This is a genomic window from Aeromonas sp. 600282 (assembly GCF_049175755.1).
In the GTDB taxonomy this organism is placed as follows: domain Bacteria; phylum Pseudomonadota; class Gammaproteobacteria; order Enterobacterales; family Aeromonadaceae; genus Aeromonas; species Aeromonas veronii_A.
Window position 1 is genome coordinate 37,125 of record NZ_JAAKVR010000024.1, and the last position, 25,354, is coordinate 62,478.

A 25,354-nucleotide genomic window follows, 5' to 3' on the forward strand; every position below is an offset into this window, starting at 1 on the left:
CTATGCTGGCGCACCGGTGAGAACGCAAGAGAAGAGATGATGACCAAGGTTCGCCCACGCTCCCTGCTGCAGGTGGTATTGATGGGATTCGTGCTGGTATTGATGCCGCTGGGCGGCATGATCTGGCACAACAGCACCTCCCTTGCCCACCTCAGCCAACTCACCAGCGACGAGATGGAGCGGGCGGTCAAGGATACCCGCCGCGCCACCCTGCTGACGGCGCAGGCCATCGATATCGAACGCACCTTGCGCCGCTTCGCGGTGCTGGGGGATCGCCGCAGCCTCACCAGCTACCAGCAGCAACTCGACGGGTACCGGGTGTTGCTGGCAGAACATCGCAGCTCTATCTCCGACGGTCAGCTCTACAGGGGGCTCGATCAGGGGCTGGCCTGGCTCGACAGCTTGCAGGATGCCGCGCTGGCCCAGGCTGCGGTGGCGGGGGACAAGCTAGAGCTGTTTAACGATGCCAACAAGCAGCTTGAGATGGTCACCCGCAGCCGGGTTGACGAACACATGGAGCGGGTGCGACTCACCATCGCCGGACTGACCAGGGAGCTCTGGTGGGTGAGCGGCGCTGTAGCGGCGCTCAGCCTGCTGATGGTCTTTATCTTCACCTACCTGATCATCCACCCGGTACGACAGATTGAGTCGCGCATCTTGAGCCTAGGGGCGGGGGTCGAGCCGGATCCAAGGCCGGTAGATGGCCCCGCCGAGCTGGTGTTGCTGGGGGAGCGGATCCTCTGGCTTTACGACAAGCTCAAGGAGCTGGAGCAGCAAAAGTACCAGTTTCTGCGTCATGTTTCCCACGAGCTCAAGACCCCGCTAGCGGTGCTGCGGGAGGGGTCGGATCTGCTCTGCGAGCAGCTGGTCGGGCCGTTGACGCCGGATCAGCTGGAGATCTGCCAGATGCTGGACGAGAGCAGTCGGCGTTTGCAGACCCTGATCGAGCGGCTGCTCGACTTCAACCGGCTCAGTCAGCAGGAGGCCTTCGAACTGGAGCCCGTCCCCCTGCTGCCCATGCTGTCAGAACTCACCATCGAGTACCGGTTGGCATTGGAGTCCAAGCAGATCCGTGTACACTTGCCGACCGGGCCGGTTACCCTGTGGGCGGAGCCCTACCGGTTGAGACTGATCCTCGATAACCTCTTCTCCAACGCAGTCAGTTACGGCGCCAGCGGGGGCAATATCTGGATCAGGGCAGGGCAGGATGAACAGACAAGCTGGCTGGAGGTAGCCAACGAGGGGCCAGAGATCCCCGCTGCCGATCAGCAACGTATTTTTGAACCCTTCGAACAGGGCAGTACAGTGCGGCAAGGTGTATTGAAAGGCTCTGGTATGGGTCTCTCTATCGCCCGTGAGTCTGCCCATAGCCTCGGAGGTGAGTTGGTTCTGGTAAGAGATGAACAGGCAGATGTCTGCTTCAGGTTGACGTTGAAAAGAGAACTATGAAGATACAGCGCGTATTTCCAGCCCTGATGATGGGGTTGCTCGCGGGTTGCGGCCTGCTGCCACAGCACGAGCAGCAGAACTCCTCCGATATCGCTTTTGCCAAGCGGATGGAGTTTGCCAACAAGGAGATGCAGGTACGTCTGCAATACTCCGACTGGTTGCTGGCCAGCCATCCCCAGCAGCGTGTGCAGGAGCGTCAACGCCTGAAAGGGGCGGGAGATCTTGAGAGCCGGGTCAGTCTGGCGATGGTGGATTCCCACCCGGCCGAATCGGTGGCCAATCGTACTGCCGGGCTGGTGCGCCTGAAGCAGATGCTGCCCGAGCTGGGTCTTGATGCACAGGCTTTTTTGCGCAGCTGGATCGCTCTCGGAGAGCAGTTGCTGGCTCGCGACAGCCGGCGTGATGATCAGAGTCAGGAGATCCAGCGGCTGCGTCGTCAGATCGAGCAGCTGACTGCCATCGATGACCAGCTCAACCAGCGCAAGCTGAACGAGCATCGTGAGGCTATACCATGAGCCGGATCTTGCTGGTGGATGATGACGTCAGTCTGCTCAAGCTGATGAGCATGCGGCTGCGCAGTCAGGGTTATGAGGTGGATACTGCCGACAGTGCGGAAGGGGCCCTCGACCGGCTGCGCCAGCAGCGGGCCGATCTGGTGCTGAGCGATCTGCGGATGGGGGGCATGGACGGTCTGGCGCTGTTCGAGCGGATCCAGGCCCAGTGGCTGGGGCTGCCGGTGATCATCATGACCGCCCACGGCACCATACCGGACGCTATTCAGGCGACCCGCTCCGGCGTCTTCAGCTTTTTGACCAAGCCCATTGACAAGGATGAGCTGCTGGCCACCATAGAGCATGCTCTCAGCCTGACCCGGCCGAAACAGCAGCAGGAGTGGCAGTCACTGATCCTGACCCGCAATCCCCAGTTGGAACAGTTACTGATCCAGGCTCACAGCATCGCCACCATGGAGGTGCCGGTACTGATCATGGGGCCGTCAGGCTCCGGCAAGGGGGCGATGGCGCAGGCGCTGCACCAGGCCAGCCAGCGCCGCGACAAGCCGCTCCATACCATCAACTGCGCCGCCATTCCGTGGGCGTCACTCGACTTGCAGCTGTTTGGTGAAGATGGCCAGTCCGGGCTGTTCGAGCAGGCCAAGGGGGCGACTCTGTTTCTCGACGAGATTGGCAGCCTGTCGGAATCCTTGCAGGCCAAGCTGCTGCAGGTGATGGAGGAGTATGGTCAGGGCACGCCGGAGGTGCGTGTGCTCAGCTCCAGCCATCAGGATCTGGTCAAGGCGATGGAGGAGGGACGCTTTCGGGAAGATCTCTTCTATCGTCTCAACGTCGCCAATATCACCTTGCCGTCTCTCAGTGCCCGCAGTGAAGACATTCCGCTGCTGGCCAGACAGGCGCTGGATGATTATCGCTGCCGCCACAGCGACTGCGCCGCCATGGGCTTCTCGCCGGAGGCGCTGGCGATGCTGGCCGCCGCTGCCTGGCCCGGTAACGTGCGTCAGCTCTGCAATCTGGTGGAGCAACTCGCCAGCCTCTGTTGCAGCCCGGTGATCGGGGTCTCCATGGTGGAGTCCGCCCTGAGCGGCGGCGGTGGTGGCATCCCTTCCTTCAACGAGGCTCGTGCCGAATTCGAGAAGGAGTATCTGATCCGTTTGCTGCGCACTACCGAAGGCAACGTGACTCTGGCGGCCAACCTGGCGGGCAGAAACCGTACCGATTTTTACAAGTTATTGAATCGGCACGGTATCGAAGCTGCAAACTTCAAATCGAAGGGATAAATCAGGCGGGATCAACCACCGCCGGAGCGGCATCGGCTTTTTGGGTTTTATGGGAGAGCCAGAGGCCGCTCGCCTTCATCAGGTAACCGAACAAGGCGCCAATGATGAGGGAGGGCAGGATCAGCCGCCACTCGCCAGCCGCCCCGAAGGTGGCACAGCAACCGGCAAAGGTGCCGGGAATGTAGCCGAGCCACTGCTGCTTGGCCTGTACGCACATCAGGGTTGCGACCACCCCCGTCATCACGTAACCCGCCACACCCGCCCCCCACAGGCTGTCGCCATGGATCAGCAGCAGTGCCCACAGCATGCCGCTGGTGTTGCAGAAGATGGTCTGCAGCAGCGCCTTGTAGCCGCCGCTTGACGCGAAATAGCTGGTGCAGCCGAGAAAGCCGACCCAGGAGATAAGGCCGAACGCGACGGCAATCCAGCCCCAGACGGCGGAGAGAATTCCAGTAGTGATGGCGATGGCGATCAGTGGGCTCATGGGGGCGACTCTTCAGTTGGCTTCGCAAAATGGGCAGCCTACCCCCGGCAATTGGGGCGGCAAGCGGGGGCCGAATTGTGTGTGATCTTCATCACCCTTTTCAACTCAGGAATACGCTTGCGCTCGCGAAAAAAATTCATTGGTGACCGGCCTGACAGTCGGCCATAGTTAGAGGCCCTGTCCTGCTCATGGAGTGAGTCTGATGGCGCCAAATGTGATCGTTCCCCTGCTGGTGTTCGTAGTCCTGTTTCTGGTCGGCACCATGGCCAAGGCACTGCCCCTGCACCACATGATGTAAATTTGTGTGAAATAAAAATCTGCCGGGGCGGGTCTTATCCATACTGCCTCACTCAGCCCCGGGAGTTTTTAATGTTGATCAAGCGTCGTACCGCCCACCCCCTCACCGAACAGGATGTTACCCCGGAAGCCGTCTATCAGGACCGCCGCCTTATTCTCAAGGGGCTGGGTCTGGGCGCAGCCACCCTGGCGTTCCCCACTCAGGCCGGAGTGCTCGACCTGCTGCGCGGTAAAGAGGATGCCCCCCAATTAGCTACCAAACCGCTCAACAGCAAGCCTGCGGAGCGCCCGGCCAATCTGGTGCTGACACCGGAAGAGAAGGCCACCAGTTACAACAACTTCTATGAGCTCGGCACCGACAAGTCCGACCCGGCTCGCAACGCACATTACCTCAAGCCCGAACCCTGGACCCTCAAGGTGGAGGGGGAGGTGGCCAAGCCCTTTACCCTCGATGTGTGGGACCTCATCAACAAGAGCGAGCTGGAGGAGCGGATCTACCGGCTGCGCTGCGTTGAAGCCTGGTCCATGGTACTGCCCTGGAACGGCATCTCGCTGGCGGAGATTATCCGCCGTGCCGAGCCCACCAGTCGCGCCAAGTTTGTCGCCTTCGAAACCCTGTTTGATCCGAAACAGCTGCCGGGGCAGGCCTCCAGTTTGGGGGGCGGCATCGAGTATCCCTATGTGGAGGGGCTGCGTATCGACGAGGCGATGCACCCTCTCTCATTCCTTGCGATGGGGCTCTACGGCAAGACCCTGCCCGCCCAGAATGGCGCGCCGATCCGGCTGGTAGTGCCGTGGAAGTATGGCTTCAAGAGCATCAAGAGCATCGTCTCGATCCGGCTGGTAGAGGAGATGCCGCCCACCACCTGGAACCTGCTGGCTCCCAACGAATATGGCTTCTACGCCAACGTCAACCCGCAGGTGGATCACCCGCGCTGGAGCCAGGCAAGCGAGCGTTTCATCGGCGAGGGAGGAGTGTTTGGCGCCAAGCGTCAGCCGACCCTGATGTTCAACGGCTATGGTGACGAAGTCGCCTCGCTCTATCAGGGGATGGATCTGCGCCAATGGTACTGAGATTGAAACCGGCCCATATCAGCGGCTTGCGGGCGCTGGTGCATCTGTGCTCCCTCGGCTTCCTGCTCTGGCTGGTTTTTGCCATCCCGGCAGGCCTGCTGGGGGGCGATCCGGTGCCCGAGCTCATCCACTACCTCGGCAAGGGGGCGCTCAATCTGCTGCTGCTCACCCTGTTGGTCTCGCCGCTGGCCAAGCGCTGGCGGCAGGGGCAGCTCATCAAGCTGCGCCGCCCCCTCGGGCTCTGGTGTTTTGCCTGGGCGCTGCTCCACTTCATGGCGTGGCTGGGGCTGGATCTGCAGTTTGACTGGGGGCTGATTGGCGGCGAGCTGGTCAAGCGCAGCTACATAGTGGTGGGGATGGTGGCCCTGCTGCTGCTGGCCGCCCTCAGCATCACTTCGCTGCCCGCATTGCAGCGCAGCATGGGCGCTGCATGGCAGAAGCTGCACAACTGGGTCTATGCCATCGCCCTGCTGGTACCGGTGCACTACTGGTGGTCGCTCAAGAGCGGTTGGGGGGAGCCCCTCATCTACCTGCTGCTGGCCTGCGCCCTGCTCTGGCCGAGGCGGGAGAAGCTGCTGCGCCCCATGCGGGGACGCTGGAATGCAAAAGAGGCCTAATCGGCCTCTTGTTGTTTGATCTCGCCAGTGTAGGCATCGACGATGAGATGCACCTTCTGATCCTGGCGATTGAGGGTTTTGACCTCGAATTTGTCCCCTTCCAGCTCCACTTCCCGAATGTCGTGATACCCTTGCGCCAGCAGGAGTTTGACCAGCCCGGCCATGTCGAGACGGCTCTGGGCCGCCCAGCTTGTGGCACTCAACAGGCAAAGGATCAGCAGGAAACTGCGCGGGATCATATTCATTCCGGATTCATGGCTGGCAGACTATAAACGCCATTATGTTAGGTTTTTGGAGATGAATCATCCATGAATAGAGCGCTCCCTCTGCTTGGGTTATTGCTGCCGTTGCTGGCACAGGCGGTCACGCCTGATGAAGCTATGCTGCAGCAAGCTGTCCATGAGGGACGGGTTCGGCCCTTCCATGAAATGATGGAGGTGGCGGCCAGATTGCCGGTGCGGGTGTTGCGGGTGGATCTGGGGGAAGAGGATGGTATCTGGCTCTATGAACTGCGAGTCATCGATCGGGAAAACAGCGTGATCAAGGTAGCCTATCGGGCCGACAACCTTGAGCTGGTGTGGGCCAAGGGCCACCATCTGGAGCGGTTGTTCGAACCGCCAAAGCCCCCGGTCGAGGATGATGAATAACCCCTGTGTGGAAGCCTGTTCATGCGAATTCTGATTGTTGAAGACGAAAAAATTCTGGCTGGCCAGCTGGCCGAACAGCTGCGCCTCTCCGGCTTTGTCACCGACCTCTGCCACGATGGCAACGAGGCCGGTTTCCTTGGTGAGACCGAACCCTACGACGCCATCATTCTCGACCTCGGCCTGCCGGGGCGCGATGGCCTGAGCGTGCTGAAAGAGTGGCGCAGCAAGGGGATCGATACCCCGGTGCTGGTGCTGACCGCCCGTGGCCAGCTGCACGAGAAGATCGAAGGGCTCAACGCCGGTGCCGATGACTACCTCACCAAGCCGTTCCAGGTGGCCGAGCTGGTAGCGCGGGTCCATGCGCTGGTGCGCCGGGCAGCGGGCAACGCCAGCTCCATTCTGGAGATCGGCGGGGTGCGGCTCGACATGGCTGCGTCGCAGGTGTGGTATGAAGGGACCCCCATCAAGCTGACTGCCCACGAGTTCCGGGTGCTGGGTTACCTGATGCAGCACAGGGGCAAGGTGGTATCACGCAGCGAGCTGATCGACCACATCTATGCTCAGGATTTTGACCGTGACTCCAACACCGTGGAGGTGTTCATCGGCCGGATCCGCAAGAAAACCAACCCCGATCTGATTGAGACAGTGCGCGGCCTCGGGTACCGGATCAACGAATGAGGCTGGTGAGAACCCTGCGGGGGCGACTGGTCGCCATTGCGCTGGTGTGGTGCGGGCTGTTTCTGTTCGCCACCGGTTTCAGCCTGCAGACCATGATGCGCAACTACTGGCAGGAGGCGGAGGCCGACGGTCTGCGCCTGCAGCTTTATGATCTGCTCTCCCGGCTGGAAGTGGCCAAAACCGGCCTGCCGGTGGTCACCGGCTCCCTCTCCGATCCCCGCTTCAATCAACCCTACTCCGGCTACTACTGGCAACTGGAGCTGGGCCAAGATGTGGTGGGGCGCTCCCGTTCCCTGTGGGATACCAACCTGAAGAGCGACGGCCTCAAGTCGGCGTTTGGCGATCCCGACCTCTTTGTCGGCAAGGGACCCAACAAGGAGCCGCTGCTGATCATGACCCGTACCGTGCTGCTGCCCGGTTCGGATCGGGTGTTCACTCTGGTGATGGCCAAGGACAGCAGTGCCCTGACCCAGACCCTCAACAAGACCCGCATCAGCCTCTTCCTCGGCCTCGGCTTTGCCGCCGCCGGCCTGGTGCTCGGCTTCATGTTCCAGATCGTCTACGGCTTGCGGCCGCTGCACCTGCTGCGCCGCGAATTGGGGCGGGTTCACGAGGGTCATCAGGAGGGGTTCCGGCTGCGCTACCCGCTGGAGATCCAGCCGCTGGTGGAGGATATCAACCGGCTGCTGCACCACTACGGCGAGCTGCTGCAGCGTGCCCGTGCCCACACCGGCAATCTGGCTCACGCCCTCAAGACGCCGCTCAGCATCATGCGCAATCAGGTTGCCCAGTTGCCGCCGGAGGATCAGGCCGCCATCGGCGAGCAGCTCGACCAGATCCAGCGCCATATCGACTATCACCTCGGTAAGGCGCGGGTGACCGGCGCCGCCAAGATCCTCGGGGTGTCGACCCCGGTGCGGGCGCGGGTGGAGTATATCTGCCGCGCCTTCTCCCGCCTCTATCCGGGCAAGACGGTGGATCTGCAAGTGCCCGCCAATCTGGCGGTCGGGGTGGAGGAGCAGGACTTCGACGAGATGGTGGGCAATTTGCTGGAGAACGCCTTCAAATGGTCCGCCAGCGAGCTGCGTATCTCCAGCGCCGAGCTGGGGGGCTGGATCACCCTGCGTATCGAGGATGACGGCCCCGGCATGAGCGAGGATCAGATCGCCAAGGCGGTGCTGCGCGGGGTGCGGCTCGACGAGAAGGTGCCGGGTTCCGGTCTCGGTCTCAACATCGTCTCCGATCTGGCGGAAGCCTATCGCGGCGGCTTTATTATGGGCCGCGCCGAACTGGGCGGGCTGGCCGCCTCCCTCTCGTTGCCCAAGGTGGCAAGGGTCGAGAGCTAGGCATAAGATATGGCATTTGTTTTAGCCTGAGGAAGAGAACCATGACCGACGATCCGTGGGCCCTGTGCCATCTTGACGATTCATTCGATGCCTCTGTACTGGGGGTCAAGGGCGCCCAGATCCAGTGGTTTGAAGATCGGGATGGCCTGATTGCCTATCTGCTGGAAGATTTTGTCGACCTGCTGGCCGATGTGGGCGAACTGGACGAGGAGCAGACCGAGCAGGCGCGCGAGCGCTTCACCCTGCTGGTGGAGCAGAGCTTCGACGATCGCACCCTGATGGATGCCATCAACGATCTCGCCTCCGGCCTGCGTCGCATCGCCTGGTTGGGGCCGCTCTCCGAGCTGGCCGAGATCAGCGACGAGTTTGCCTCCGGCCTGCGCCGCTATTTCTGGAGCCAGTACGACGGTGACGAAGATGACCCGGACGCCTGGGTGCCGGAAGAGCTGTGGCCACAGCTGGTTGAATGCGCGCAGGAGTATATGGAGGAAGGGGAGTTCTAAACCCGTCCCGACCATGCCTGCGCTTTGGCAGACAGATAAAGAAACGGCGCCTTGATGGCGCCGTTTTTATTGGGTGGCAATCGCCTTAGCCGTTGGCCGGTACCGCGTGGGCGGTGTTGGCCAGCATCGGGCCTGTGTACTTCTCGATCTGCAGCTGGGCCATGTGGCCGCAGTTGCCCTGCGCCAGACTGGACGAGCCCTCGTCGAAGGTGAGGCAGTTGACGTTGCCGTTCTTGCAGATGCTGCCCGCTTCGCCTGGCTTGGCCGGGTCATACCAGGCTCCTTCGCAGATCCGCACCACCCCTTGGCGCACATCCTCGGAGAGCAGGGCGCCCACCAAAATCTGGCCGCGCTCGTTGAAGGCGCGCACCAGATCCCCTTGGGCGATGCCACGGGCCTTGGCGTCGGCCGGATGGATCATGATTGCCTCGCGGTCGGCGATGGCGAACTTGTCCCGCAGCGGGGTGTTGTCGAGCTGAGAGTGCAGCCGCTGGGTCGGGTGGGAGGTGTTGAGCGACAGCGGATAGCGCGCCGCCACCTCGCTCTTCACCCACTCTTTGGGCTCATACCACTTGGGATGGCCGGCGCAGTCGGCATAGCCCATCCCCGCCACCGTGTTGGAGAAGATCTCGATCTTGCCGGACGGGGTGCCGAGCGGGTTGAGCAGCGGATTCTCGCGAAAATCGGCGTGACGGATCCACTGGCGGTTGGCCTCGGGGATCGGGAAGCGAATGTAGTTGTTGGACTCCCAGAACATGTTGAACGGCGGCAGCGCCACCCGGGCGCCGCGGGCCTGCGCCGCCATGCCGTCGTACATCTGCTTGAGCCACAGCATCTCGTCCTTCCCTTCGGTGTACTGCTCCTGCACGCCCAGCTTGGCGGCGATGGCGCTGAAGATGTCGAAGTCATTGCGGGACTCGTGCTGGGGCGGCACGCACTGGTGCATCGGGAACACATAGCGCTGGGAGTAGTCGCCGCCCATCTCCAGATCGTTGCGCTCGTAGCTGGTGGTGACCGGCAGCACGATGTCGGCGTGCTTGGCGGTGGCCGTCCAGTAAGGCTCGTGCACGATCACGGTCTGCGGTTTGCGCCACGCCTGCAGCAGGTTGTTGGTGTCCTGATGGTGGTGGAAGGGGTTGCCGCCCGCCACGTAGACCAGCTTGATGTCCGGATAGGTCACCTTGCGGCCGTTGAAGTCGATGGTCTTGCCCGGGTTGGCGAGACAGTCGGCGATGCGGGCCACCGGGATTGGGGCCGGGCTGTTCTTCGGCGCGTTGCCGGCGGAGATACCCGCCAGAATGCCGCCCTTGGCGGTGGGGCTGCCACCGGAGGAGTAGTGGTAGCTGAAGCCGTAGCCGCCGCCCGGCAGGCCGATCTGGCCCAGCATGGAGGCCAGAGTAACCAGCATCCAGTTCGGCTGTTCGCCGTGCTGCTGACGCTGCATGCCCCAACCGGCCATGATCATGGTGCGCTTGGCGGCCATGTCGAGAGCCAGCTGGCGGATCACCTTGGCATCGACGCCGCAGATGGTGCTCGCCCACTCGGCGCTCTTCGGTTGGCCGTCATCCTTGCCGAGCAGATAGTCCAGAAACTTGTCGAAGCCGACGGTGTAGCGATCGAGGAAAGCCTGATCGTGCTTCTTCTCGCTGTAGAGGGTGTGGGCCACACCCAGCATCATGGCTACGTCGGTGTAGGCGTTCGGCGCAATCCACTCGGCGCCGACCAGCTTGGCGGTCTCGTTGTAGATGGGGTCGATGCTGATGACGCGGGTACCTTTCTCCTTCAGCGCCATGAAACCGGCCTGACCTTCGTGATCCGGCATGTTCCAGCTGTTCTTCAGGGTCACCTGAGCGTTGACCCCCCACAGCACGACCAGTTCGGCGTTTTCCACCACGTTGGGCCAGGCGGTCTGCTGTTCGTACACCTCGATGGAGCCCATCACGTGGGACATGATCACCTGAGCCGCACCGGTGGAGTAGTCACCGGCATAACCGGTGAAGCCGCCGGAGAGGTTCATCAGGCGGTGCAGCAGGGTGCGGCTGTTGTGGAACATGCCGACGCTCTTCCAGCCGTAGGAACCGGCGTGGATCGCCTGCGGGCCGAAGTCAGACTGGACGCGCTGAATCTCGCCGGCCACCAGTTCGATCGCCTTGTCCCAGCTCACTCGCACCCACTCGTCGGCACCGCGCAGCTCGGGTTCGGCGCCCGGGCCATGCTCCAGCCAGCTCTTGCGCACCATGGGGTACTTGATGCGGTTCTTGGCATGCACCTGGAACGGCGCCATATCGATGAGATCGTTCGGCGCCGGATCATCGGCCACCGGCTGGACGCGCACCATGCGGCCATCTTCGACGATCGCCTCGAAAGCACCCCAGTGGGCGCCAGTCAGAATGCCCTTCTGGGCGGGCACCAGGGTCGGGAACTGACTCAATGCGGTGCTGATGGCTTGCGCCAGCGCACTCTTGGGAAAAATGCCGCCGAGCAGGGGCAGGGCTGCGCAGGCGCCGAGCCCCTTGAGCAGGTTGCGGCGGGACAGATTGGTCTTCTTGTCATTGAAAAAAGTCATAACGGTTTTCCTCTGTGCCAGCCTTAGTGGGCCGCGCTCATGTCACTGGCGTGTTTCTGGACATACTGGGTCAACATGCGAGCCTGTTCCGGGGTCAGGGAGGTACGAGACTCCATCCCCTTGATGACGCCGATCCACTGGTTGGCATTGAAGTGATCCAGCGCGGTGAGGCCGTGGCAACCGGTACAGTTGTTGGACATCAGGGTGGAGGCGTATTGCCACAGCTTGCCCTGATCGCCGATGAGCTGGCTCTGGTCGACCCAGGCGGTCAGCTTGACCTGATGCCAGGTGAGGTTGGTGGCGCCGTCGGTTTCGCTCTGGCCGGTGACCAGCGCTTTCTTGGCGGCATCGCCGACCAGTACGCTGAGGATCCGTTTGCCCGGTGCGGCGTAGAATACTTCGCTCACACCATCCTGTTGCCAGCCTTCGATCTGCACCTTGGCGCGGCCGTTTTCGTTGGCCAGCACTTCCACCTTGGTGGAGGGCATCAGGGTGCCTTCGTCGGTCTTGGCGGCGGCATCGAGGAACAGCGGGGTGGTGGCGATGGCGTAGCGGGTGGTGACGTTGGCCGGAGTCTGGGCCGCAGCCTGCGCCAGCTCGCTGGCACCGGCGGCAGCCAGGCCGCTCATGTCAGGCATGATGTGGGCGACACCGCGGTGGCAGTCGATACAGGTCTGACCCTCCTTGATGGCGACCGGGTGCTCGGCGCGGGCATTGGGGCGCTGGGCCAGAATGTCCATCGCCTCGTAGCTGTGGCAGCTGCGGCAGGTAGCGGAGTCGTTGGCTTTCAGCTCGTCCCAGACGGACTGGGCCATCCGCAGCTTGTGGGCTTCATACTTTTCCGGGGTATCCAGGGTGCCGATCGCCTCGTGATAGATATCCTTCACTGCGCGGATCTTGGTCCACAGGTAGGAGGTGGGGTCGCCCGGGATGTGGCAGTCGGCGCACTCGGCGCGGATCCCCTTGGTGTTCTGGAAGTGGACACTGCCCTGATACTCGGCGAGCGGAGTCTGCATGGAGTGGCAGGAGACGCAGAATTCGGTGGAGCTGGTCTTGTGCAGCACGGTCACGGTGACACCCAGTGCCGCGACACCCAGCAGGGCCCCGAGCAGCAGGAGCCAGAACCAGGTTTTTCTTATCAGTTTTCCAATCATGGCGGCGTTTTCCTACAGTCAATAATTACCTACATAGTACTAGTCCAATAGTAGTAGTAATGATAGGGATAAGGCGTTGACCTCCATCATGGTTTATATTTTTGATTGTTGTCACATTTTGTCTTTTATTTCGCCATTGACACATTAATCGAATTAAATTCAGTTGTTTTCTGTTTTATCTATTTGTTCACTTTCCACGACAGCTGTTAGCCCCCTCGCAAAACCCCACAAGATTCGCTGATATAGTGAGCAGTGAGCCTCAACGGAGTGTCGCTGATGAGCCCTTTCTCACTGCTGTGTGTCGCCGCCAATGTGCAACTGCTGGCCGAATTCGAACAGGAGTTGGCTCCGCTGCTCGGCCATTTCGCGCTGGTGGTGGTGGTCGGTCAGGGGTCGGCGGAGCTGGCCTTGGACGAGCTGGATCGCAAGGGGCAGCCACCCGCCGTAGTGGTGTGTGACAGCGAGCTGGGGGATGGGAGAGGGGCCGATTTTCTGATCCGCCTCGGCAGCCGTCACGAGGCGTGCCGCAAGATCCTGCTCGGCAGCCAGCCGGAGATGAAATCGATCATCGAGGCGGTGAACCTAGGTCGTCTCGACTACTACCTGCAACGCCCCTGGCGCGATGGCAGCCTGCGCCGGGCGGTGATCGAGCAGGCGAGCCACTTTGTATTGCAGCGTCCCGAGGCGGATCTGCTGAGCTATGCCGCCGTGCTCGACAACCAGAAGCTGCTGCGAGCCCACGTCGATCGCCAGTTGGCTGCCTATCGGCAGGGCTTTATGGATTACACCCACTGCAGCGATGAAGAACTCTCCCGGGTGGTGATCGACGGCCTCTACCAGTTTTTCGAGGGCAATGACGAGGAGCGGGTCTGCCGCCACTACAGTCCGGGCCATGTGCTGACCCGCGAGGGGGAGCCCAACAGTTTCCTCTGGTTTATCGCCAAGGGGGAGGTGGTGCTGCGCAAGCGGGACGAGCAGGGGATCGATCAGGAGGTGGTGCACTACCGTACCGGCTCGCTGGTGGGGGGCATGTCCTTCGTCACTGGCGAACCCGCCTTCACCACCGGCGTGACCCTGACCGGTGCCGAGGTGATCAAGCTCGACAAGCTGCAATTCTCCCGGGTGATGCAGGCGCGCAGCGAACTGCTCCCCTCCTTTACCAACCTGCTGCTGCGCCACTTCAATCGCCGCCTGCAAAACAGCATCCGCACCGAGATGCGGCTGCAACAGACCCTCAACTCCCTCGATGCCGCTCACGCCCAGCTGGTGGAGAGCGAAAAAATGGCGATGCTGGGTCAGCTGGTGGCCGGTGTCGCCCACGAGCTGAACAACCCGGTGGCGGCCATTATCCGTGGCAGCGAGACCTTGCGGGCCGCCATCCCCGATCTGGTCAATCTCGAACTGCCCGCCCCCATCAAGGGTCTCGGCAACCAGACCCTATGTCAGGCGCTCTCCTCCCAGCCGGTCTCGACCAGCGAGATCCGTGACAAGACCCGGCTGGCGGAGGGGCGCTTTGGCGATCGTCAGCAGGCGAGGCTGGCGGTGCAGATGAACCTGGATGACGAGCTGAACTGGCAGCGCTGGTTTGCCAGCCGCACTGCCGCCGAGCGGGAGGCGCTGCTCTCCCGGCTGGAGCTGTTCCAGCAGACTGGCAGCTTCCTGCGCAATATCGAAGTGTGTGCCCGTCGCATCGGCGATCTGGTCAAGAGCCTCAAGCAGTATGCCCGGCAGGACAGGGACGAGCCCTCGCTGGTGGACTTGCACGAGGGGCTGGAAGATACCCTGATGATTTTCGAAAACCGCCTCAAGCATCATGAGCTCTGCAAGGAGTACCAACCGCTGCCGCTGGTGCGCTGCCATCCCGCCGCCCTGCAGCAGGTGTGGACCAACCTCATCGCCAACAGTCTGGATGCCATGAGCGAGCCGGGAAGATTGACGGTGCGCACCGGCCTGCCGGAGCCCGGCTGGGTGATGGTGGAGGTGGAGGATAGCGGCTGCGGCATCGAGCCCGAGCTGTGGCAGCGGATCTTCGATCTCAACTTCACCACCAAGCGGGAGGGCCATTTCGGCCTCGGTATCGGTCTGAGCGTTTCGCTGCAGATAGTGCAACAGCACCACGGCCGGATCGAGGTGGCCTCCGAACCGGGCCGTTACACCCGGATGCGGGTCTGTCTGCCGCTGGACGGCATGGGGCAGGCCGGTTACGGGGGCGAACCTCAAAACAACAAGGAGCATGCGGCCTGAGCCGTCGCCAGCATCAATCGCGCGGCGTGCCAAACCATGTCGCCAAGGAGGAGCAATGAACAAACACTATCTGATCCTGTGTGTGGACGATGAGCGTGAGGTGCTGGATGCGGTGATCCACGATCTCGCCCCGTTCCGTTCCCACTTCGAACTGGAAGCCGCCGAGAGCGTCGATGAGGCGCGTGCGGTGGTGGAGGAGTGGGAGCGCGACTGCAACAAGCTGGCGCTGATCCTCTGTGACCACATCATGCCGGGAACCCTGGGGGTCGATTTTCTGGTGGAGCTGAACCGGCGTGCCACCACTCGGGCCAGCCGCAAATTGCTGCTGACCGGACAAGCGGGGCTGGAGGCCACCGTCGAAGCGGTCAATCGTGGCGGGTTGCACTACTACCTTGCCAAGCCGTGGAAGCTGGAGACCCTGCAAGAGGCGGTGCGCGAACAGCTGACCGACTATCTGCTTGCGGAAGATGGCGAAAATGCCTTCCACTATGCGCCGCTGCTCAATCAGGCGCGGCTGTTTGCCGCCATCCACGATCACCCGTTCGACGAGTAGGGGCAGTTGGGCTTTCGCGGTGGCAGTTGTATACTGTCTGCATATACAGTATTGCAGGTAGCCACCGATGCGACTCTTTATCGCCGAGAAGCCCACGCTGGGCCGCGCCATTGCCGATGCCCTGCCCAAGCCCCACAAGAAGGGCGACGGTTTTATCGAAACAGCCCAGGGGGATGTGGTCACCTGGTGTATCGGCCATCTGCTGGAGCAGGCCGAGCCCGATGCCTATGACGCCGCCTTCAAGCAGTGGCGGATGGAGCATCTCCCCATCATCCCCGCCCAGTGGCAGCTGGTGGCCAAGCCCAAGACCAAAACCCAGCTCACCGTCATCAAGCGGCTGATCAAACAGGCGGATTGCGTGGTAAACGCCGGTGACCCGGACCGGGAAGGGCAGTTGCTGGTGGATGAGGTGATCGACTTTCTCGGCTACCCGAAGACCAAGCCGGTGCAGCGCTGCCTCATCAGCGATCTCAACCCGCCTGCGGTGCGCCGCGCCCTCGACAAGCTCAGAGACAACAAGGAGTTCGTACCGCTGGCGGTCTCGGCGCTGGCCCGCAGTCGGGCCGACTGGCTCTACGGCATCAACATGACCCGCGCCTACACCCTGCTCGGGCGCAAGGCCGGTTGCAGCGAGCTGCTCTCGGTTGGCCGGGTGCAGACCCCGCTGCTGGGGCTGGTGGTGCGGCGGGATCTCGAGATCGAGGCCTTCGTGCCCAAACCCTTCTACGAGGTGCTGGCCCATCTGCTGACCGATAGCAACGAGCGCTTCACCGCCAAGTGGCTGCCATCGGAAGCCTGTCTGCCGTGGCAAGATGAGGAGGGGCGGGTGCTCAATCGGGCGCTGGCCGACAAGGTGGTGAGCCGGATCAATGGCCAACCCGCACAGGTCGAATCGGTGGAGGATCAGGCCCGCAAGCAGGCGGCGCCGCTGCCCTATAACCTCTCCAGTCTGCAGATCGATGCCGCCAAGCGCTTCGGCATGGATGCCAAGCGGGTGCTCGACATCTGCCAGAGCCTCTACGAGCGTCACAAGCTCATCACCTATCCGCGCTCCGACAGCCGCTATCTGCCGACCGACCACTTCAAGCGGGCCGAGCAGGTGCGCGGTGCCATCGCCGCTACAGCGCCTGCACTGGCCAAGGCGGTGAGCGAGGCAGACGGCAAGATCCGCAGCAAGGCGTGGAACGACAGCAAGGTGGATGCCCACCACGCCATTATCCCCACCGAGAAGCAGGGCAACCCCGGTACGCTGGGGGCCGACGAGGCGAAGCTCTATGGCCTGATTGCCCGCCAGTATTTGCTGCAGTTCTATCCCCCGTTCGAATACAACGACAGCAAGGTGCTGCTGCGCATCGCTGGTGGCCTGTTTCAGGCCAAGGCGCGGCGCATTCTCAAGGCGGGCTGGAAGGCGCTGCTCGGGGTGGAGGAGGATGACGACGAAGAGAAGGCGGGCACGCTGCCTGCCCTGAAAGAGGGAGAGCAACTGCTGTGCGAGCGGGGCGAACTGCTGGAAAAGATGACCCAGCCGCCCAAGTCGTTCACCGATGCCACCCTGCTGGCGGCCATGACCGGCATCGCCCGCTATGTGCAGGATCCCGAGATCCGCAAGACCCTGCGCGACACCGATGGTCTCGGCACAGAAGCGACCCGTGCCGGTATCATCGACCTGCTGTTCAAGCGCCGCTTTCTGGTGCGTCAGGGCAAGAGCATCAAGGCGACCCCGACCGGGCGGGCGCTGGTGCAGGCGTTGCCAGCCACCGCCACCACGCCGGATATGACGGCGCTGTGGGAGCAGAGCCTCGGCCAGATCGCCGAGCGCCACGGCAGCTACCAGCAGTTTATGGGGCCGCTCACCGAGCAGCTCAACGGCCTGATTGAAGGGGCGCGGCAGGACTCCGGCGCCAGCTTCAGCGCCCTGCCCAAGGAGGCGCCGGGTGCCGGCAAGCGGCGTTTTACCAAGCGCAAGAGTTCGGCGGCCAGCACGACTGGCGGGCCCCGACCGCGCAAGACGACCAGCAAGCGCCAGACCTGGGCTGCATAACGAAAAAAGGCGCCCATCCCGGGCGCCAAAGGCATTGTTGTCAGGCTGCCTGAGTGGACAAGCTGGCACGGATCCTGTGCTGGTAGTGCAGAACCACACCGAGAAACACCAGGTCCTTGAACAGGAAGAACTCGGTGACTGGCACGCCGTCAACCATCTTCCAGACACCTGTCAGAGTCAGCAGGAAGCTCAGCGTCGCCAGGAAGGTGACGATAGCCCCCATGCTGCACCAGTAACCGATGCGGGGTTGCCACAGACCCACGACCAGCCCGATGGCGATCACTATCTCGACCACCCCGATCAGGTTCGATACGCTCTGTTCCGACAGGGGGCCATAGAGCCAGCTCATCAAGGGGTGGCTGGTTACCAGTGGTTTGATGGCGGCTGCCTCTGTCGGGGTAAACTTGAAGACGCCGATCCAGAGCAGGGTCAATACCACGCCCGCCAGAGCGACCAGAAAGCCTTTGTCATGTTGCTGCATGGGGGCTCCTTGTTTAAGGGGTCAGAGTGACAGGCGGGAAGTCGATCTCGGTCGCCGCCAGGTGGTTGCCATAGTTGGTCAGGGTATTGACCACCACCTGGCCGAGCACCTCCAGCAGCAGCTCGTCATCTACGCCTGCGGCACGGGCGCTAGCAAGCTGCTCGTCACTAATCACCCCGCGCTGACTGACCAGCGCTGTTGCCAGTTGCAGCAGGGCGTGATCAAGGGGAGCCGAGGCCTGGCCGAGTCTGGCAGCCCGGATCTCCTGGGCCGAGAATCCGGCCTTGCCCGCGAGCGGTGTGTGGGCAGACAAACAGTATTGGCAGGCGTTGGCTTGACCTATGGCCAGTGCCAGCAACTCCCGTTGTGGGGCAGTGAGACGCCCCTTGCCAAGCGCCTCGGCAAAGGCCAGGAAGCCATTGAGCAGGGCTGGCGAGTGGGCCAGGGTGGCGTAGAGGTTGGGCACCATACCCAGATTGCGTTGCAGGGTGGCCAGGGTCTGGGCGGCTGCGGGTTGCGGCTGGGATACGGGTTGGATACGGCTCATGATCTTCTCCTGTGGTAGTGAAGGTACGGGAGACAGTGTGCCGTCATTCGTGATACGGTTTATCACTCATCGTCTGCAAATAAATACTATTCGTCTTAAATATGGATCCGCTCTCTGCCCTGTTGGTTCATGCCTCCCCCGAAGCCAAGATCTTCTTCGCCGGCAACCTGTGCCAGAACTCCTCCAGTGATGATTACCCGAGTGGCGGACATCTTCATCTGCTGCGCAGCGGTGCCGTCATGTTGCGTGAAGAGGGGGGAGCCAGCTTGCTGCTCGAGGAGCCGACCCTGATCCTGTTCCCTCGGGGACGTCCTCACAAGCTTGAACCCAGAACGTTGGGGGGTTGCGATCTGGTGTGTGCCAATGTCGCATTCGGCAAGGGGGACGCATCGCCGTTGCAACTGGCATTACCGGGCTCGCTGGTGCTGCCGCTACGTGAGTTGCCTGCCCTGACGCCGGTGCTGAGTCAGCTGTTTGACGAGGCGTTTCACCCCCGCTACGGGCAGGATCCGCTGATCTCCCGCTTGCTGGAGGTACTGTTGATCCTGCTGCTGCGTCATCTGGTCGAGCAAGGGGAGTGTCAGCAGGGGATGCTGGCAGGTATTTCCGATCCCCAGTTGGCCAAGGCGATCTCGGTGATGCATCAGCGTGGGGATGAACCCTGGACGGTGGCCACGCTGGCGCGGGAGGCCGGCATGTCGCGGGCCCGCTTTGCCGCGAGGTTTCAGGAGCGGGTTGGTCAAGCGCCGCTGGGTTATCTGACCCACTGGCGCATGGCGCTAGCCTGCCAGCAACTGCTGGCGGGGGAGCCCATGATGCAGGTGGCGCTGGGTGCGGGGTACAGCAGCAGTGTTGCCTTTGGTCGGGCATTCGAGCGGGAGCTGGGGGTGAGCCCGGGGCGCTGGCTCAAGGCGCAGCAACAAGCCGAATAAAAAAAACGGGGCAGCCAGTGGCTGCCCCGTTTTCATAACCGGTCAGCCAGTATAGACGTTCTCTTCCGGATAACGGATGCGAGTCTCGACCGGGCGGGCCAGCATAAAGGCCAGGGTCAGGGGGCCGAGACGGCCGCAGATCATCACCAGCACCAGGATCAGCTTGCCCGGCTCGCTCAGGGAGGCGGTGATGCCGGTGGAGAGGCCGACGGTGGCAAATGCCGAGATGGTCTCGAACATGATTTTGTCGAACGGCAGATCCTCGGTCACCATCAGCAGGAACATCGCCAGCATCAGCACCATGGTGCTGACGATGATGATAGCCAGCGAGCGGGTCACGATCTGGGGCGACAGGGTGCGGCCAAAAGCGGTGACATGGGGTCGTTTGGTCAGAAACGCCTTGGTCGCCAGTAGCACCACGGCGAAAGTGGTGACTTTGATACCGCCACCGGTCGAGGTGGCGCCGGCACCGATAAACATCAGCATCATCAGGAACAGCAACGCCGCCGGGGTCATCAGCCCGATATCTATGGTATTGAAACCGGCGGTACGGGCGCTGGCAGACTGGAAGAAGGCCGCCAGCAGCTGGCCACCGACACCGGCCTTGCCGAGGGTGCCGGGGTTGTTGTGTTCCAGTAGCCAGAACATCAGGGTACCGGCCAGCAGCAGCGCCGGGGTCATCAGCAGCATCAGCTTGCTGTGCAGCTTCAGCTTGCGCCAGCGGCGGTTGCGCACCAGATCGACGATGACGGTAAAGCCGATCCCCCCCAGGATCAGCAGACCGGCGATGGTCAGGCTGATGATGGGGTCGTCTCTATAGTCGATGAGGTTGTTGGCAAACAGCGAAAACCCGGCGTTGTTGAAGGCCGATACTGCGTGGAAGAAGCTGACATAGAGGCCGTGCACCCAACCCATCTCGGGCACCCAGCGGATCGCCATGATGCCGGTACCGATCAATTGGGCGATAAAGGCGAACAGCACGATCCGTTTGACCAGCTGAATGATGTTGACCGAGCCCTCCTGTCCCAGCGCCTCCTTGGCCAGTACCTGTTGGCGCAGACCGACCCGCTTGCTGAAGATGGCGATGAGCAGCAGGGTCATGGTCATCTGGCCCAGACCGCCGATCTCCATCAGCATCAGCAGGAAAATCTGCCCCTGCAGGGTGAAGGCGGTGCCTGTATCCACCACGCCAAGACCTGTCACGCTGATGGCCGAGGTGGCGGTAAACAGGGCGTTGACGAAGGTAACCTCGCCATTGTGGCTGGAGGGTTGCACCAAAAAGATGGTGCCAATCAGCAGAATGATCAGAAAGCTGCCGAGGATCAGCCGGGCTTCGCTCCAGCGAGAGTCCTGCTCCCGATGGAGGGCGAAGGCGTAGCTGCTGCGCCAGTTGATCATAGGGTTTCGAGCCAGTGGTCGATGGCGTGCTTGTTGCCCGCCAGGATCAGGATGTCGCCCAGTTGCAGCTCCATCTTGCCGGTCAGCACGTTGTGCAGCACATCACCACGCTTGATGGCGAGCAGCTGGAAATCGCTCTGTTGCAGCAGGTGGAAGTCGCCCAGTTCCCGGCCGTTCTGTTGCAGGCCAATCACGAACTCGGTCAGCACCATGTCGTGGCCCAGCTCCAGATAGTCGAACAGCCGGTTGTCCAGCATGCTCTGGGCGACCCGGCGGCCCATGTCCCACTCCGGGTTGATCACCTTGTCGGCGCCCACTTTCTGAAGGATCTTGGCGTGGAACTTGTCGCGCGCCTTGACCCACACCTTCTTCACGCCCGCCTCTTTCAAGACGAGGGTGGTGAGGATGCTGGTCTCCAGGTTGTCACCGATGGCAACGAAGACAATATCGAAATTGGCCAGTCCCAGCTCGGCCACGGTGGCCTCGTCGGTAGCATCCGCCACGATCACGTGATTGCAGAGGGCGGCGATTTGCCGGGTCTTGCTCTCGTCGATATCGATGGCCAGTACTTCGGCATCTTGCCGTTGCAGCTCTTCGCACAGCGCGCTGCCAAACAGGCCCAGGCCGATGACGGCAAACTGGTTGTTCATGAGTTGTTCCTCAGCAGTTGAAGTCGCCTACTCTAAACCACTGCTATTCCCCCGAAAAGGGCTCGGGTTTTTCGTCATGGGGTAACTTGAGGTAGACTGCGCCCTTGCACCAAGCCGGGATAGACCGATGAAACTGAATGCCAACGCCTCCTTGTTGAAGCTCAACACCCTTGCCCTCGATGCGTACTGCCTCTGGCTGGCCGAGGTGGAGCAGGTTGCCGATCTGGCGACCCTGCGTGCCGATCCGCAGCTCAACCAGCTGCCGCGCCTCAATCTGGGCGGCGGCAGCAACATGCTCTTCACCACCGATTTTCTCGGTCTGGTGGTGCTCAACCGGCTCAAGGGGATTACCGCTGAAGATGGTGGCGATCACTGGTTGCTCCATGTGGCGGCCGGTGAAGATTGGCATCAGCTGGTGCGCCATACCTTGCAACAGGGCTGGTTCGGGCTGGAGAATCTGGCGCTTATTCCCGGCACGGTCGGTGCGGCGCCGGTGCAGAACATCGGTGCGTATGGCGTTGAGCTGGCCGACTTCTGCGCCTATGTCGAGGCGTTCAACTGGCAGAGTGGCGAGATTGAACGGATCGCGGTGGCAGAGTGCCGCTTCGGTTATCGCGACAGCATCTTCAAACACGAGTATCAGGATTCCCACCTGATCACTGCCGTCGGGCTCAAACTGCCCAAGGCGTGGCAACCGGTGCTCGGCTATGGCCCACTGGCGGCGCTCGGTGACGCGCCTTCGGCGCAGGTCATCTTCGATACCGTCTGTGCCACCCGCATGGCCAAACTGCCGGATCCTGCGGTGCTCGGCAATGCGGGCAGCTTCTTCAAGAATCCGGTGGTGCCTGCCGCGCTGGCGGAGAATCTCAAGGCGCGCTATCCGCAGATGCCCTGCTATCCGGCTGGAGAAGGGCAGGCCAAGCTGGCGGCGGGCTGGCTCATCGATCAGTGCGGTTTGAAAGGTTTCGCCATTGGCCGTGCCGCTGTTCATCAGGAGCAGGCGCTGGTGCTGGTCAATCTGGGGGGCGCCAGTGCCATGGAGCTGATCGCGCTGGCGGCTCATGTCCGCGACAGCGTGGAGCAGACGTTTGGCGTGGTGCTGGAGCACGAGGTGCGCTTTATGGGTGCGCATGGTGAAACCTGGCTCGACGAGGTGCTCTCATGACGTTGACTCCCATCAGACAGACCCTGATCACCCTGCTTAGCGACGGCCAGTTTCACTCCGGCGAACAGCTGGGTGAGCAGCTCGGCATCAGCCGGGCGGCGGTGAGCAAACACATGGCGGCGCTCAAGGAGCTGGGGTTGGATCTCTTTAGCCTGACCGGCAAGGGCTACCGGTTGGCGGTGCCGATGGCGCTCTATGATCAGGCTACCTTGCAGGCACTGGCCCCGATGGCACCGGTGCACTGTTTTCCGGTCATTGGCTCGACCAATCAACACCTGCTGGATCGGGTCAATGAGCTGCGCTCTGGCGAGAGCTGTCTGGCCGAGTGTCAGACAGCCGGGCGCGGTCGTCGTGGCAAACCCTGGATTTCGCCGTTTGGTTGCCAGCTGATCCTCAGCATGTACTGGCGACTCGAACAAGGCATGGCGGCGGCCATGGGGCTGAGTCTGGCGGTCGGCGTGGCAGTGGTTGAAGCGCTGGAGAGCCTTGGTTATCAAGGTGTTGAGCTCAAGTGGCCGAACGACCTCTACTATCAGGGCCGCAAGTTGGCGGGAATACTGGTGGAGATGAGTGGCAGTGCCGGGGCCAGCTGTCATCTGGTGATCGGCATCGGTCTCAATCTGGCGATGCCTGCCCGCGAAGGTGAGAAGATTGATCAGGCCTGGGCCGAGCTGCGCCACATCAATCCCGAGCTGGTCGATCGCAATCAGTTGGCGGCCCGGATGATCGTCCATCTGCAGCGGGCGTTGCATACCTTTGAGCAGCAGGGGCTGGCAAGCTTTGTCGATGAGTGGAACCGGCTCGATCACTTTGCCAGTCGCCCGGTGCGCCTGCTGATGGGAGATCAGGAGATCCGCGGCATCGCTCGTGGCATCGACGATCGCGGCGCCCTGCGACTGGATACGGAGGAGGGCACCAAGTTCTATCTGGGTGGTGAACTCTCCCTGCGCCGGGGCGACTGAGGGTCAGCAAGGCCGCTCATGATACCAAACAAGAAGAGGGGGCCCGCGGGCCCCCTCTTCGTTATCCGGCAACTGTAGTCATCATTTGCGCAGCTTGATCTGTTCGATGGCGTGCTCATGGCCCTTGGTCATGATCAGGTTGGCTCGCTCACGAGTTGGCAGGATATTTTCTTGCAAATTCAGATAGTTGATGTCTTGCCAGATGTTGCTGGCGATCTGGGTCGCCTCACTCTCCGCCAGCTTGGCGTAGTTATGGAAGTAGGAGTCGGGATCCGAGAAGGCGCCGCTGCGGAATTTCAGGAAGCGTTCGATATACCAGGTGCGCAGCAGTTCGGCATCGGCATCCACATAGATGGAGAAGTCGACGAAGTCCGACACGAAGACCCGATGGGGCTCCTGAGGATAATCCATGCCGCTTTGCAGCACATTGAGCCCTTCCAGGATCAGAATGTCCGGCTGCTCCACCACCTTCTTCTCATCGGGAATGATGTCGTAGATAAGGTGGGAGTAAACCGGCGCTTCGACCTTCTCGTGACCAGCGCGGATGTTGGCGACAAATTCCACCAGATGGCGGATGTCGTAGGATTCCGGGAACCCCTTGCGGCGCATCAGGCCGCGCTCTTCCAGTACCTTGTTGGGATAGAGGAAGCCGTCGGTGGTGACCAGCTCCACCCGCGGATGTTCCGGCCAGCGCTCCAACAGGGCCTGCAGAATACGGGCCGTGGTGCTTTTGCCCCCCGCCACGCTGCCGGCAATGCTGATAATATAGGTGCCCTTGCCGCGGGACTGGCCGAGAAACTGCTCCAGCACCCGGCTGCGACGCTGTTTGGCTTTGACATAGAGATTGAGCAGGCGGGAGAGAGGCAGATAGATCTCTTCCACTTCCCGCAATGACACCTTCTCGTTGATCCCGCGCAGGGTCTGCAGATCGTGTTCGGTCAGGGTCAGGGGGACCGAATCGCGCAATAACGCCCATTGTTCGCGGGTGAATTGCAGATAGGGGTTATGCTCTGTCGTCATGGTGTCATCACTGTTTCTTGGGCACGGCGACCATACACCAAGGGTGGGGGAGCGACAAGGGACGCAGCAGGATTGGCTTGTTTGCCCCCGCTTTTTTGCAAACTTCCCAGCAATAAAGCATATTTTGCCGGGTTCAATGGTTGCATCCCCCAAAACCTTACAATAAAATGCGCGACGCTTGACTGTCTGTCGTCTATTTGCCGTGCAAAAGCGATAAACACAACGGGTGCAAGCAGAATTACCGTTGTGACAATCTGGCGTCTGGAGGGGTTCCCGAGCGGCCAAAGGGATCAGACTGTAAATCTGACGGCTCTGCCTTCGAAGGTTCGAATCCTTCTCCCTCCACCATATTTCTCTGCGGTTTGAGTTCTTTGGGTTAGAGAAATGCGGGCATCGTATAATGGCTATTACCTCAGCCTTCCAAGCTGATGATGCGGGTTCGATTCCCGCTGCCCGCTCCAAGATGCTGATATGGCTCAGGCGTTAGCAGAGCCGCACCCTAGGGTGAGTTCGGCAAGCGAACCAGCCATCAGTACCTCTCTCTTTCCCACCAGATTCAAATCCATCATATAAACTGTTCTGTGGTTAGCTTGCCACCGCGTACTCAGCGTTAGTTTAGAGGGACGATCATGTCTAAAGAAAAATTTGAGCGTAATAAACCGCACGTTAACGTGGGTACCATCGGCCACGTTGACCACGGTAAAACCACCCTGACTGCAGCTATCACCAACGTGCTGGCCAAGCACTTCGGTGG

At 61.6% G+C, this 25,354-nt stretch carries 25 protein-coding genes and 2 tRNA genes; 18 read left to right on the top strand and 9 right to left on the bottom strand.

Features of this window, described 5'->3' with window-relative positions:
* Positions 1-39 precede the first annotated feature (39 nt).
* From G5137_RS19005 to G5137_RS19015, 3 genes are read left to right on the top strand one after another with little or no spacing between them, the layout of a single operon-like run.
* Complete coding sequence (locus G5137_RS19005) at positions 40-1,449, top strand: sensor histidine kinase (protein ID WP_421209119.1); 1,410 nt, start codon at positions 40-42, stop codon at positions 1,447-1,449.
* Complete coding sequence (locus G5137_RS19010) at positions 1,446-1,964, top strand: hypothetical protein (protein ID WP_421255808.1); 519 nt, start codon at positions 1,446-1,448, stop codon at positions 1,962-1,964. The genes G5137_RS19005 and G5137_RS19010 overlap by 4 nt, the downstream gene beginning before the upstream one ends.
* Positions 1,961-3,241: a sigma 54-interacting transcriptional regulator gene (locus G5137_RS19015; RefSeq protein WP_216952241.1), complete on the top strand. Its 1,281-nt coding sequence runs from the start codon at positions 1,961-1,963 to the stop codon at positions 3,239-3,241. The genes G5137_RS19010 and G5137_RS19015 overlap by 4 nt, the downstream gene beginning before the upstream one ends.
* Before the next feature lies 1 nt (position 3,242).
* Here G5137_RS19015 and G5137_RS19020 read toward each other — a convergent pair whose 3' ends face one another.
* Positions 3,243-3,725, bottom strand: a complete 483-nt coding sequence (locus G5137_RS19020) for a DUF1097 domain-containing protein (RefSeq protein ID WP_005339809.1) — start codon at positions 3,723-3,725, stop codon at positions 3,243-3,245.
* Between the two features lie 369 nt (positions 3,726-4,094).
* On the opposite strand from G5137_RS19020, the gene msrP reads away from it, so the two are divergent.
* Both msrP and msrQ read left to right on the top strand, forming a co-directional pair.
* Complete coding sequence (gene msrP, locus G5137_RS19025; RefSeq protein ID WP_184236585.1) at positions 4,095-5,096, top strand: protein-methionine-sulfoxide reductase catalytic subunit MsrP; 1,002 nt, start codon at positions 4,095-4,097, stop codon at positions 5,094-5,096.
* Positions 5,087-5,713 (top strand): protein-methionine-sulfoxide reductase heme-binding subunit MsrQ, encoded by a 627-nt coding sequence (gene msrQ / locus G5137_RS19030; protein ID WP_421209075.1) that lies wholly within the window; start codon positions 5,087-5,089, stop codon positions 5,711-5,713. The genes msrP and msrQ overlap by 10 nt, the downstream gene beginning before the upstream one ends.
* Here msrQ and G5137_RS19035 read toward each other — a convergent pair.
* Positions 5,710-5,958, bottom strand: a complete 249-nt coding sequence (locus G5137_RS19035; protein ID WP_013724184.1) for a PepSY domain-containing protein — start codon at positions 5,956-5,958, stop codon at positions 5,710-5,712. The two genes, msrQ and G5137_RS19035, sit on opposite strands and share 4 nt — an antisense overlap.
* A 63-nt stretch (positions 5,959-6,021) precedes the next feature.
* On the opposite strand from G5137_RS19035, the gene G5137_RS19040 reads away from it, so the two are divergent.
* Genes G5137_RS19040 through G5137_RS19055 form a run of 4 tightly spaced genes read left to right on the top strand, consistent with a single transcriptional unit; the run spans position 6,022 to position 8,887 of the window.
* Entirely contained in the window at positions 6,022-6,360 is a 339-nt protein-coding gene (locus G5137_RS19040) for a PepSY domain-containing protein (protein WP_005339825.1), read from the top strand.
* 21 nt (positions 6,361-6,381) lie between these two features.
* Positions 6,382-7,038, top strand: a complete 657-nt coding sequence (locus G5137_RS19045) for a response regulator transcription factor (protein ID WP_005339826.1) — start codon at positions 6,382-6,384, stop codon at positions 7,036-7,038.
* Positions 7,035-8,384, top strand: coding sequence for a sensor histidine kinase (locus tag G5137_RS19050; protein WP_421255809.1), 1,350 nt, complete (start codon positions 7,035-7,037; stop codon positions 8,382-8,384). Before G5137_RS19045 ends, G5137_RS19050 begins: the two co-directional genes overlap by 4 nt.
* Before the next feature lie 41 nt (positions 8,385-8,425).
* Positions 8,426-8,887 (top strand): hypothetical protein, encoded by a 462-nt coding sequence (locus tag G5137_RS19055; RefSeq protein ID WP_040070042.1) that lies wholly within the window; start codon positions 8,426-8,428, stop codon positions 8,885-8,887.
* An 85-nt stretch (positions 8,888-8,972) separates the two neighbouring features.
* Here the strand turns inward: G5137_RS19055 and torA are convergent, their stop codons facing one another.
* Together torA and G5137_RS19065 are read right to left on the bottom strand one after the other, a co-directional pair.
* The gene (gene torA, locus G5137_RS19060) at positions 8,973-11,453 is read right to left on the bottom strand and encodes a trimethylamine-N-oxide reductase TorA (protein ID WP_421255810.1); all 2,481 of its coding nucleotides are present in this window, start codon (positions 11,451-11,453) and stop codon (positions 8,973-8,975) included.
* A gap of 23 nt (positions 11,454-11,476) precedes the next feature.
* Positions 11,477-12,607, bottom strand: coding sequence for a NapC/NirT family cytochrome c (locus tag G5137_RS19065; protein WP_149153765.1), 1,131 nt, complete (start codon positions 12,605-12,607; stop codon positions 11,477-11,479).
* 276 nt (positions 12,608-12,883) lie between these two features.
* Here G5137_RS19065 and G5137_RS19070 point away from each other — a divergent pair, with 276 nt between their 5' ends.
* From G5137_RS19070 to G5137_RS19080, 3 genes are all read left to right on the top strand, one after another.
* Positions 12,884-14,851, top strand: a complete 1,968-nt coding sequence (locus G5137_RS19070) for an ATP-binding protein (protein ID WP_421255811.1) — start codon at positions 12,884-12,886, stop codon at positions 14,849-14,851.
* A 55-nt stretch (positions 14,852-14,906) separates the two neighbouring features.
* A complete protein-coding gene (locus tag G5137_RS19075; protein WP_421255812.1) occupies positions 14,907-15,404 on the top strand; it encodes a response regulator in 498 nt (165 codons plus the stop codon).
* 67 nt (positions 15,405-15,471) lie between these two features.
* Entirely contained in the window at positions 15,472-17,445 is a 1,974-nt protein-coding gene (locus G5137_RS19080) for a DNA topoisomerase III (protein ID WP_421255813.1), read from the top strand.
* A gap of 40 nt (positions 17,446-17,485) precedes the next feature.
* Here G5137_RS19080 and G5137_RS19085 read toward each other — a convergent pair whose 3' ends face one another.
* Together G5137_RS19085 and G5137_RS19090 are read right to left on the bottom strand one after the other, a co-directional pair.
* Entirely contained in the window at positions 17,486-17,926 is a 441-nt protein-coding gene (locus tag G5137_RS19085) for a DUF417 family protein (RefSeq protein ID WP_421255814.1), read from the bottom strand.
* Positions 17,927-17,939: 13 nt separating this feature from the next.
* Complete coding sequence (locus G5137_RS19090) at positions 17,940-18,473, bottom strand: carboxymuconolactone decarboxylase family protein (RefSeq protein WP_421255815.1); 534 nt, start codon at positions 18,471-18,473, stop codon at positions 17,940-17,942.
* A 101-nt stretch (positions 18,474-18,574) separates the two neighbouring features.
* On the opposite strand from G5137_RS19090, the gene G5137_RS19095 reads away from it, so the two are divergent.
* The gene (locus G5137_RS19095; RefSeq protein ID WP_421255816.1) at positions 18,575-19,405 is read left to right on the top strand and encodes a cupin domain-containing protein; all 831 of its coding nucleotides are present in this window, start codon (positions 18,575-18,577) and stop codon (positions 19,403-19,405) included.
* A 42-nt stretch (positions 19,406-19,447) separates the two neighbouring features.
* Here the strand turns inward: G5137_RS19095 and G5137_RS19100 are convergent, their stop codons facing one another.
* Complete coding sequence (locus tag G5137_RS19100; RefSeq protein ID WP_005339856.1) at positions 19,448-20,803, bottom strand: TrkH family potassium uptake protein; 1,356 nt, start codon at positions 20,801-20,803, stop codon at positions 19,448-19,450.
* Positions 20,800-21,453, bottom strand: coding sequence for a potassium channel family protein (locus G5137_RS19105; RefSeq protein ID WP_005339863.1), 654 nt, complete (start codon positions 21,451-21,453; stop codon positions 20,800-20,802). The genes G5137_RS19100 and G5137_RS19105 overlap by 4 nt, the downstream gene beginning before the upstream one ends.
* 127 nt (positions 21,454-21,580) lie before the next feature.
* Here G5137_RS19105 and murB point away from each other — a divergent pair, with 127 nt between their 5' ends.
* Both murB and birA read left to right on the top strand, forming a co-directional pair.
* A complete protein-coding gene (gene murB, locus G5137_RS19110; protein WP_421255817.1) occupies positions 21,581-22,618 on the top strand; it encodes a UDP-N-acetylmuramate dehydrogenase in 1,038 nt (345 codons plus the stop codon).
* Positions 22,615-23,580, top strand: coding sequence for a bifunctional biotin--[acetyl-CoA-carboxylase] ligase/biotin operon repressor BirA (gene birA / locus G5137_RS19115; RefSeq protein WP_421209070.1), 966 nt, complete (start codon positions 22,615-22,617; stop codon positions 23,578-23,580). Before murB ends, birA begins: the two co-directional genes overlap by 4 nt.
* A gap of 81 nt (positions 23,581-23,661) precedes the next feature.
* Here birA and coaA read toward each other — a convergent pair whose 3' ends face one another.
* The gene (coaA, locus tag G5137_RS19120) at positions 23,662-24,600 is read right to left on the bottom strand and encodes a type I pantothenate kinase (protein ID WP_005339877.1); all 939 of its coding nucleotides are present in this window, start codon (positions 24,598-24,600) and stop codon (positions 23,662-23,664) included.
* A 263-nt stretch (positions 24,601-24,863) separates the two neighbouring features.
* Here coaA and G5137_RS19125 point away from each other — a divergent pair.
* The 3 genes from G5137_RS19125 to G5137_RS19135 form a co-directional block, all read left to right on the top strand.
* Positions 24,864-24,948 (top strand) — tRNA-Tyr (locus tag G5137_RS19125).
* A gap of 38 nt (positions 24,949-24,986) precedes the next feature.
* Positions 24,987-25,061 (top strand) — tRNA-Gly (locus G5137_RS19130).
* A 168-nt stretch (positions 25,062-25,229) separates the two neighbouring features.
* A partial coding sequence (locus G5137_RS19135) for a GTP-binding protein (RefSeq protein WP_234887766.1) occupies positions 25,230-25,354 on the top strand: 125 nt, incomplete at its 3' end.

Bases quoted from the DNA above. Each gene is read 5' to 3' on its own strand.
- G5137_RS19005 (WP_421209119.1), top strand. From the start codon at position 40: ATGACCAAGGTTCGCCCACGCTCCCTGCTGCAGGTGGTATTGATGGGA.
- G5137_RS19010 (WP_421255808.1), top strand. From the start codon at position 1,446: ATGAAGATACAGCGCGTATTTCCAGCCCTGATGATGGGGTTGCTCGCG.
- G5137_RS19015 (WP_216952241.1), top strand. From the start codon at position 1,961: ATGAGCCGGATCTTGCTGGTGGATGATGACGTCAGTCTGCTCAAGCTG.
- G5137_RS19020 (WP_005339809.1), bottom strand. From the start codon at position 3,725: ATGAGCCCACTGATCGCCATCGCCATCACTACTGGAATTCTCTCCGCC.
- msrP (WP_184236585.1), top strand. From the start codon at position 4,095: ATGTTGATCAAGCGTCGTACCGCCCACCCCCTCACCGAACAGGATGTT.
- msrQ (WP_421209075.1), top strand. From the start codon at position 5,087: ATGGTACTGAGATTGAAACCGGCCCATATCAGCGGCTTGCGGGCGCTG.
- G5137_RS19035 (WP_013724184.1), bottom strand. From the start codon at position 5,958: ATGAATATGATCCCGCGCAGTTTCCTGCTGATCCTTTGCCTGTTGAGT.
- G5137_RS19040 (WP_005339825.1), top strand. From the start codon at position 6,022: ATGAATAGAGCGCTCCCTCTGCTTGGGTTATTGCTGCCGTTGCTGGCA.
- G5137_RS19045 (WP_005339826.1), top strand. From the start codon at position 6,382: ATGCGAATTCTGATTGTTGAAGACGAAAAAATTCTGGCTGGCCAGCTG.
- G5137_RS19050 (WP_421255809.1), top strand. From the start codon at position 7,035: ATGAGGCTGGTGAGAACCCTGCGGGGGCGACTGGTCGCCATTGCGCTG.
- G5137_RS19055 (WP_040070042.1), top strand. From the start codon at position 8,426: ATGACCGACGATCCGTGGGCCCTGTGCCATCTTGACGATTCATTCGAT.
- torA (WP_421255810.1), bottom strand. From the start codon at position 11,453: ATGACTTTTTTCAATGACAAGAAGACCAATCTGTCCCGCCGCAACCTG.
- G5137_RS19065 (WP_149153765.1), bottom strand. From the start codon at position 12,607: ATGATTGGAAAACTGATAAGAAAAACCTGGTTCTGGCTCCTGCTGCTC.
- G5137_RS19070 (WP_421255811.1), top strand. From the start codon at position 12,884: ATGAGCCCTTTCTCACTGCTGTGTGTCGCCGCCAATGTGCAACTGCTG.
- G5137_RS19075 (WP_421255812.1), top strand. From the start codon at position 14,907: ATGAACAAACACTATCTGATCCTGTGTGTGGACGATGAGCGTGAGGTG.
- G5137_RS19080 (WP_421255813.1), top strand. From the start codon at position 15,472: ATGCGACTCTTTATCGCCGAGAAGCCCACGCTGGGCCGCGCCATTGCC.
- G5137_RS19085 (WP_421255814.1), bottom strand. From the start codon at position 17,926: ATGCAGCAACATGACAAAGGCTTTCTGGTCGCTCTGGCGGGCGTGGTA.
- G5137_RS19090 (WP_421255815.1), bottom strand. From the start codon at position 18,473: ATGAGCCGTATCCAACCCGTATCCCAGCCGCAACCCGCAGCCGCCCAG.
- G5137_RS19095 (WP_421255816.1), top strand. From the start codon at position 18,575: ATGGATCCGCTCTCTGCCCTGTTGGTTCATGCCTCCCCCGAAGCCAAG.
- G5137_RS19100 (WP_005339856.1), bottom strand. From the start codon at position 20,803: ATGATCAACTGGCGCAGCAGCTACGCCTTCGCCCTCCATCGGGAGCAG.
- G5137_RS19105 (WP_005339863.1), bottom strand. From the start codon at position 21,453: ATGAACAACCAGTTTGCCGTCATCGGCCTGGGCCTGTTTGGCAGCGCG.
- murB (WP_421255817.1), top strand. From the start codon at position 21,581: ATGAAACTGAATGCCAACGCCTCCTTGTTGAAGCTCAACACCCTTGCC.
- birA (WP_421209070.1), top strand. From the start codon at position 22,615: ATGACGTTGACTCCCATCAGACAGACCCTGATCACCCTGCTTAGCGAC.
- coaA (WP_005339877.1), bottom strand. From the start codon at position 24,600: ATGACGACAGAGCATAACCCCTATCTGCAATTCACCCGCGAACAATGG.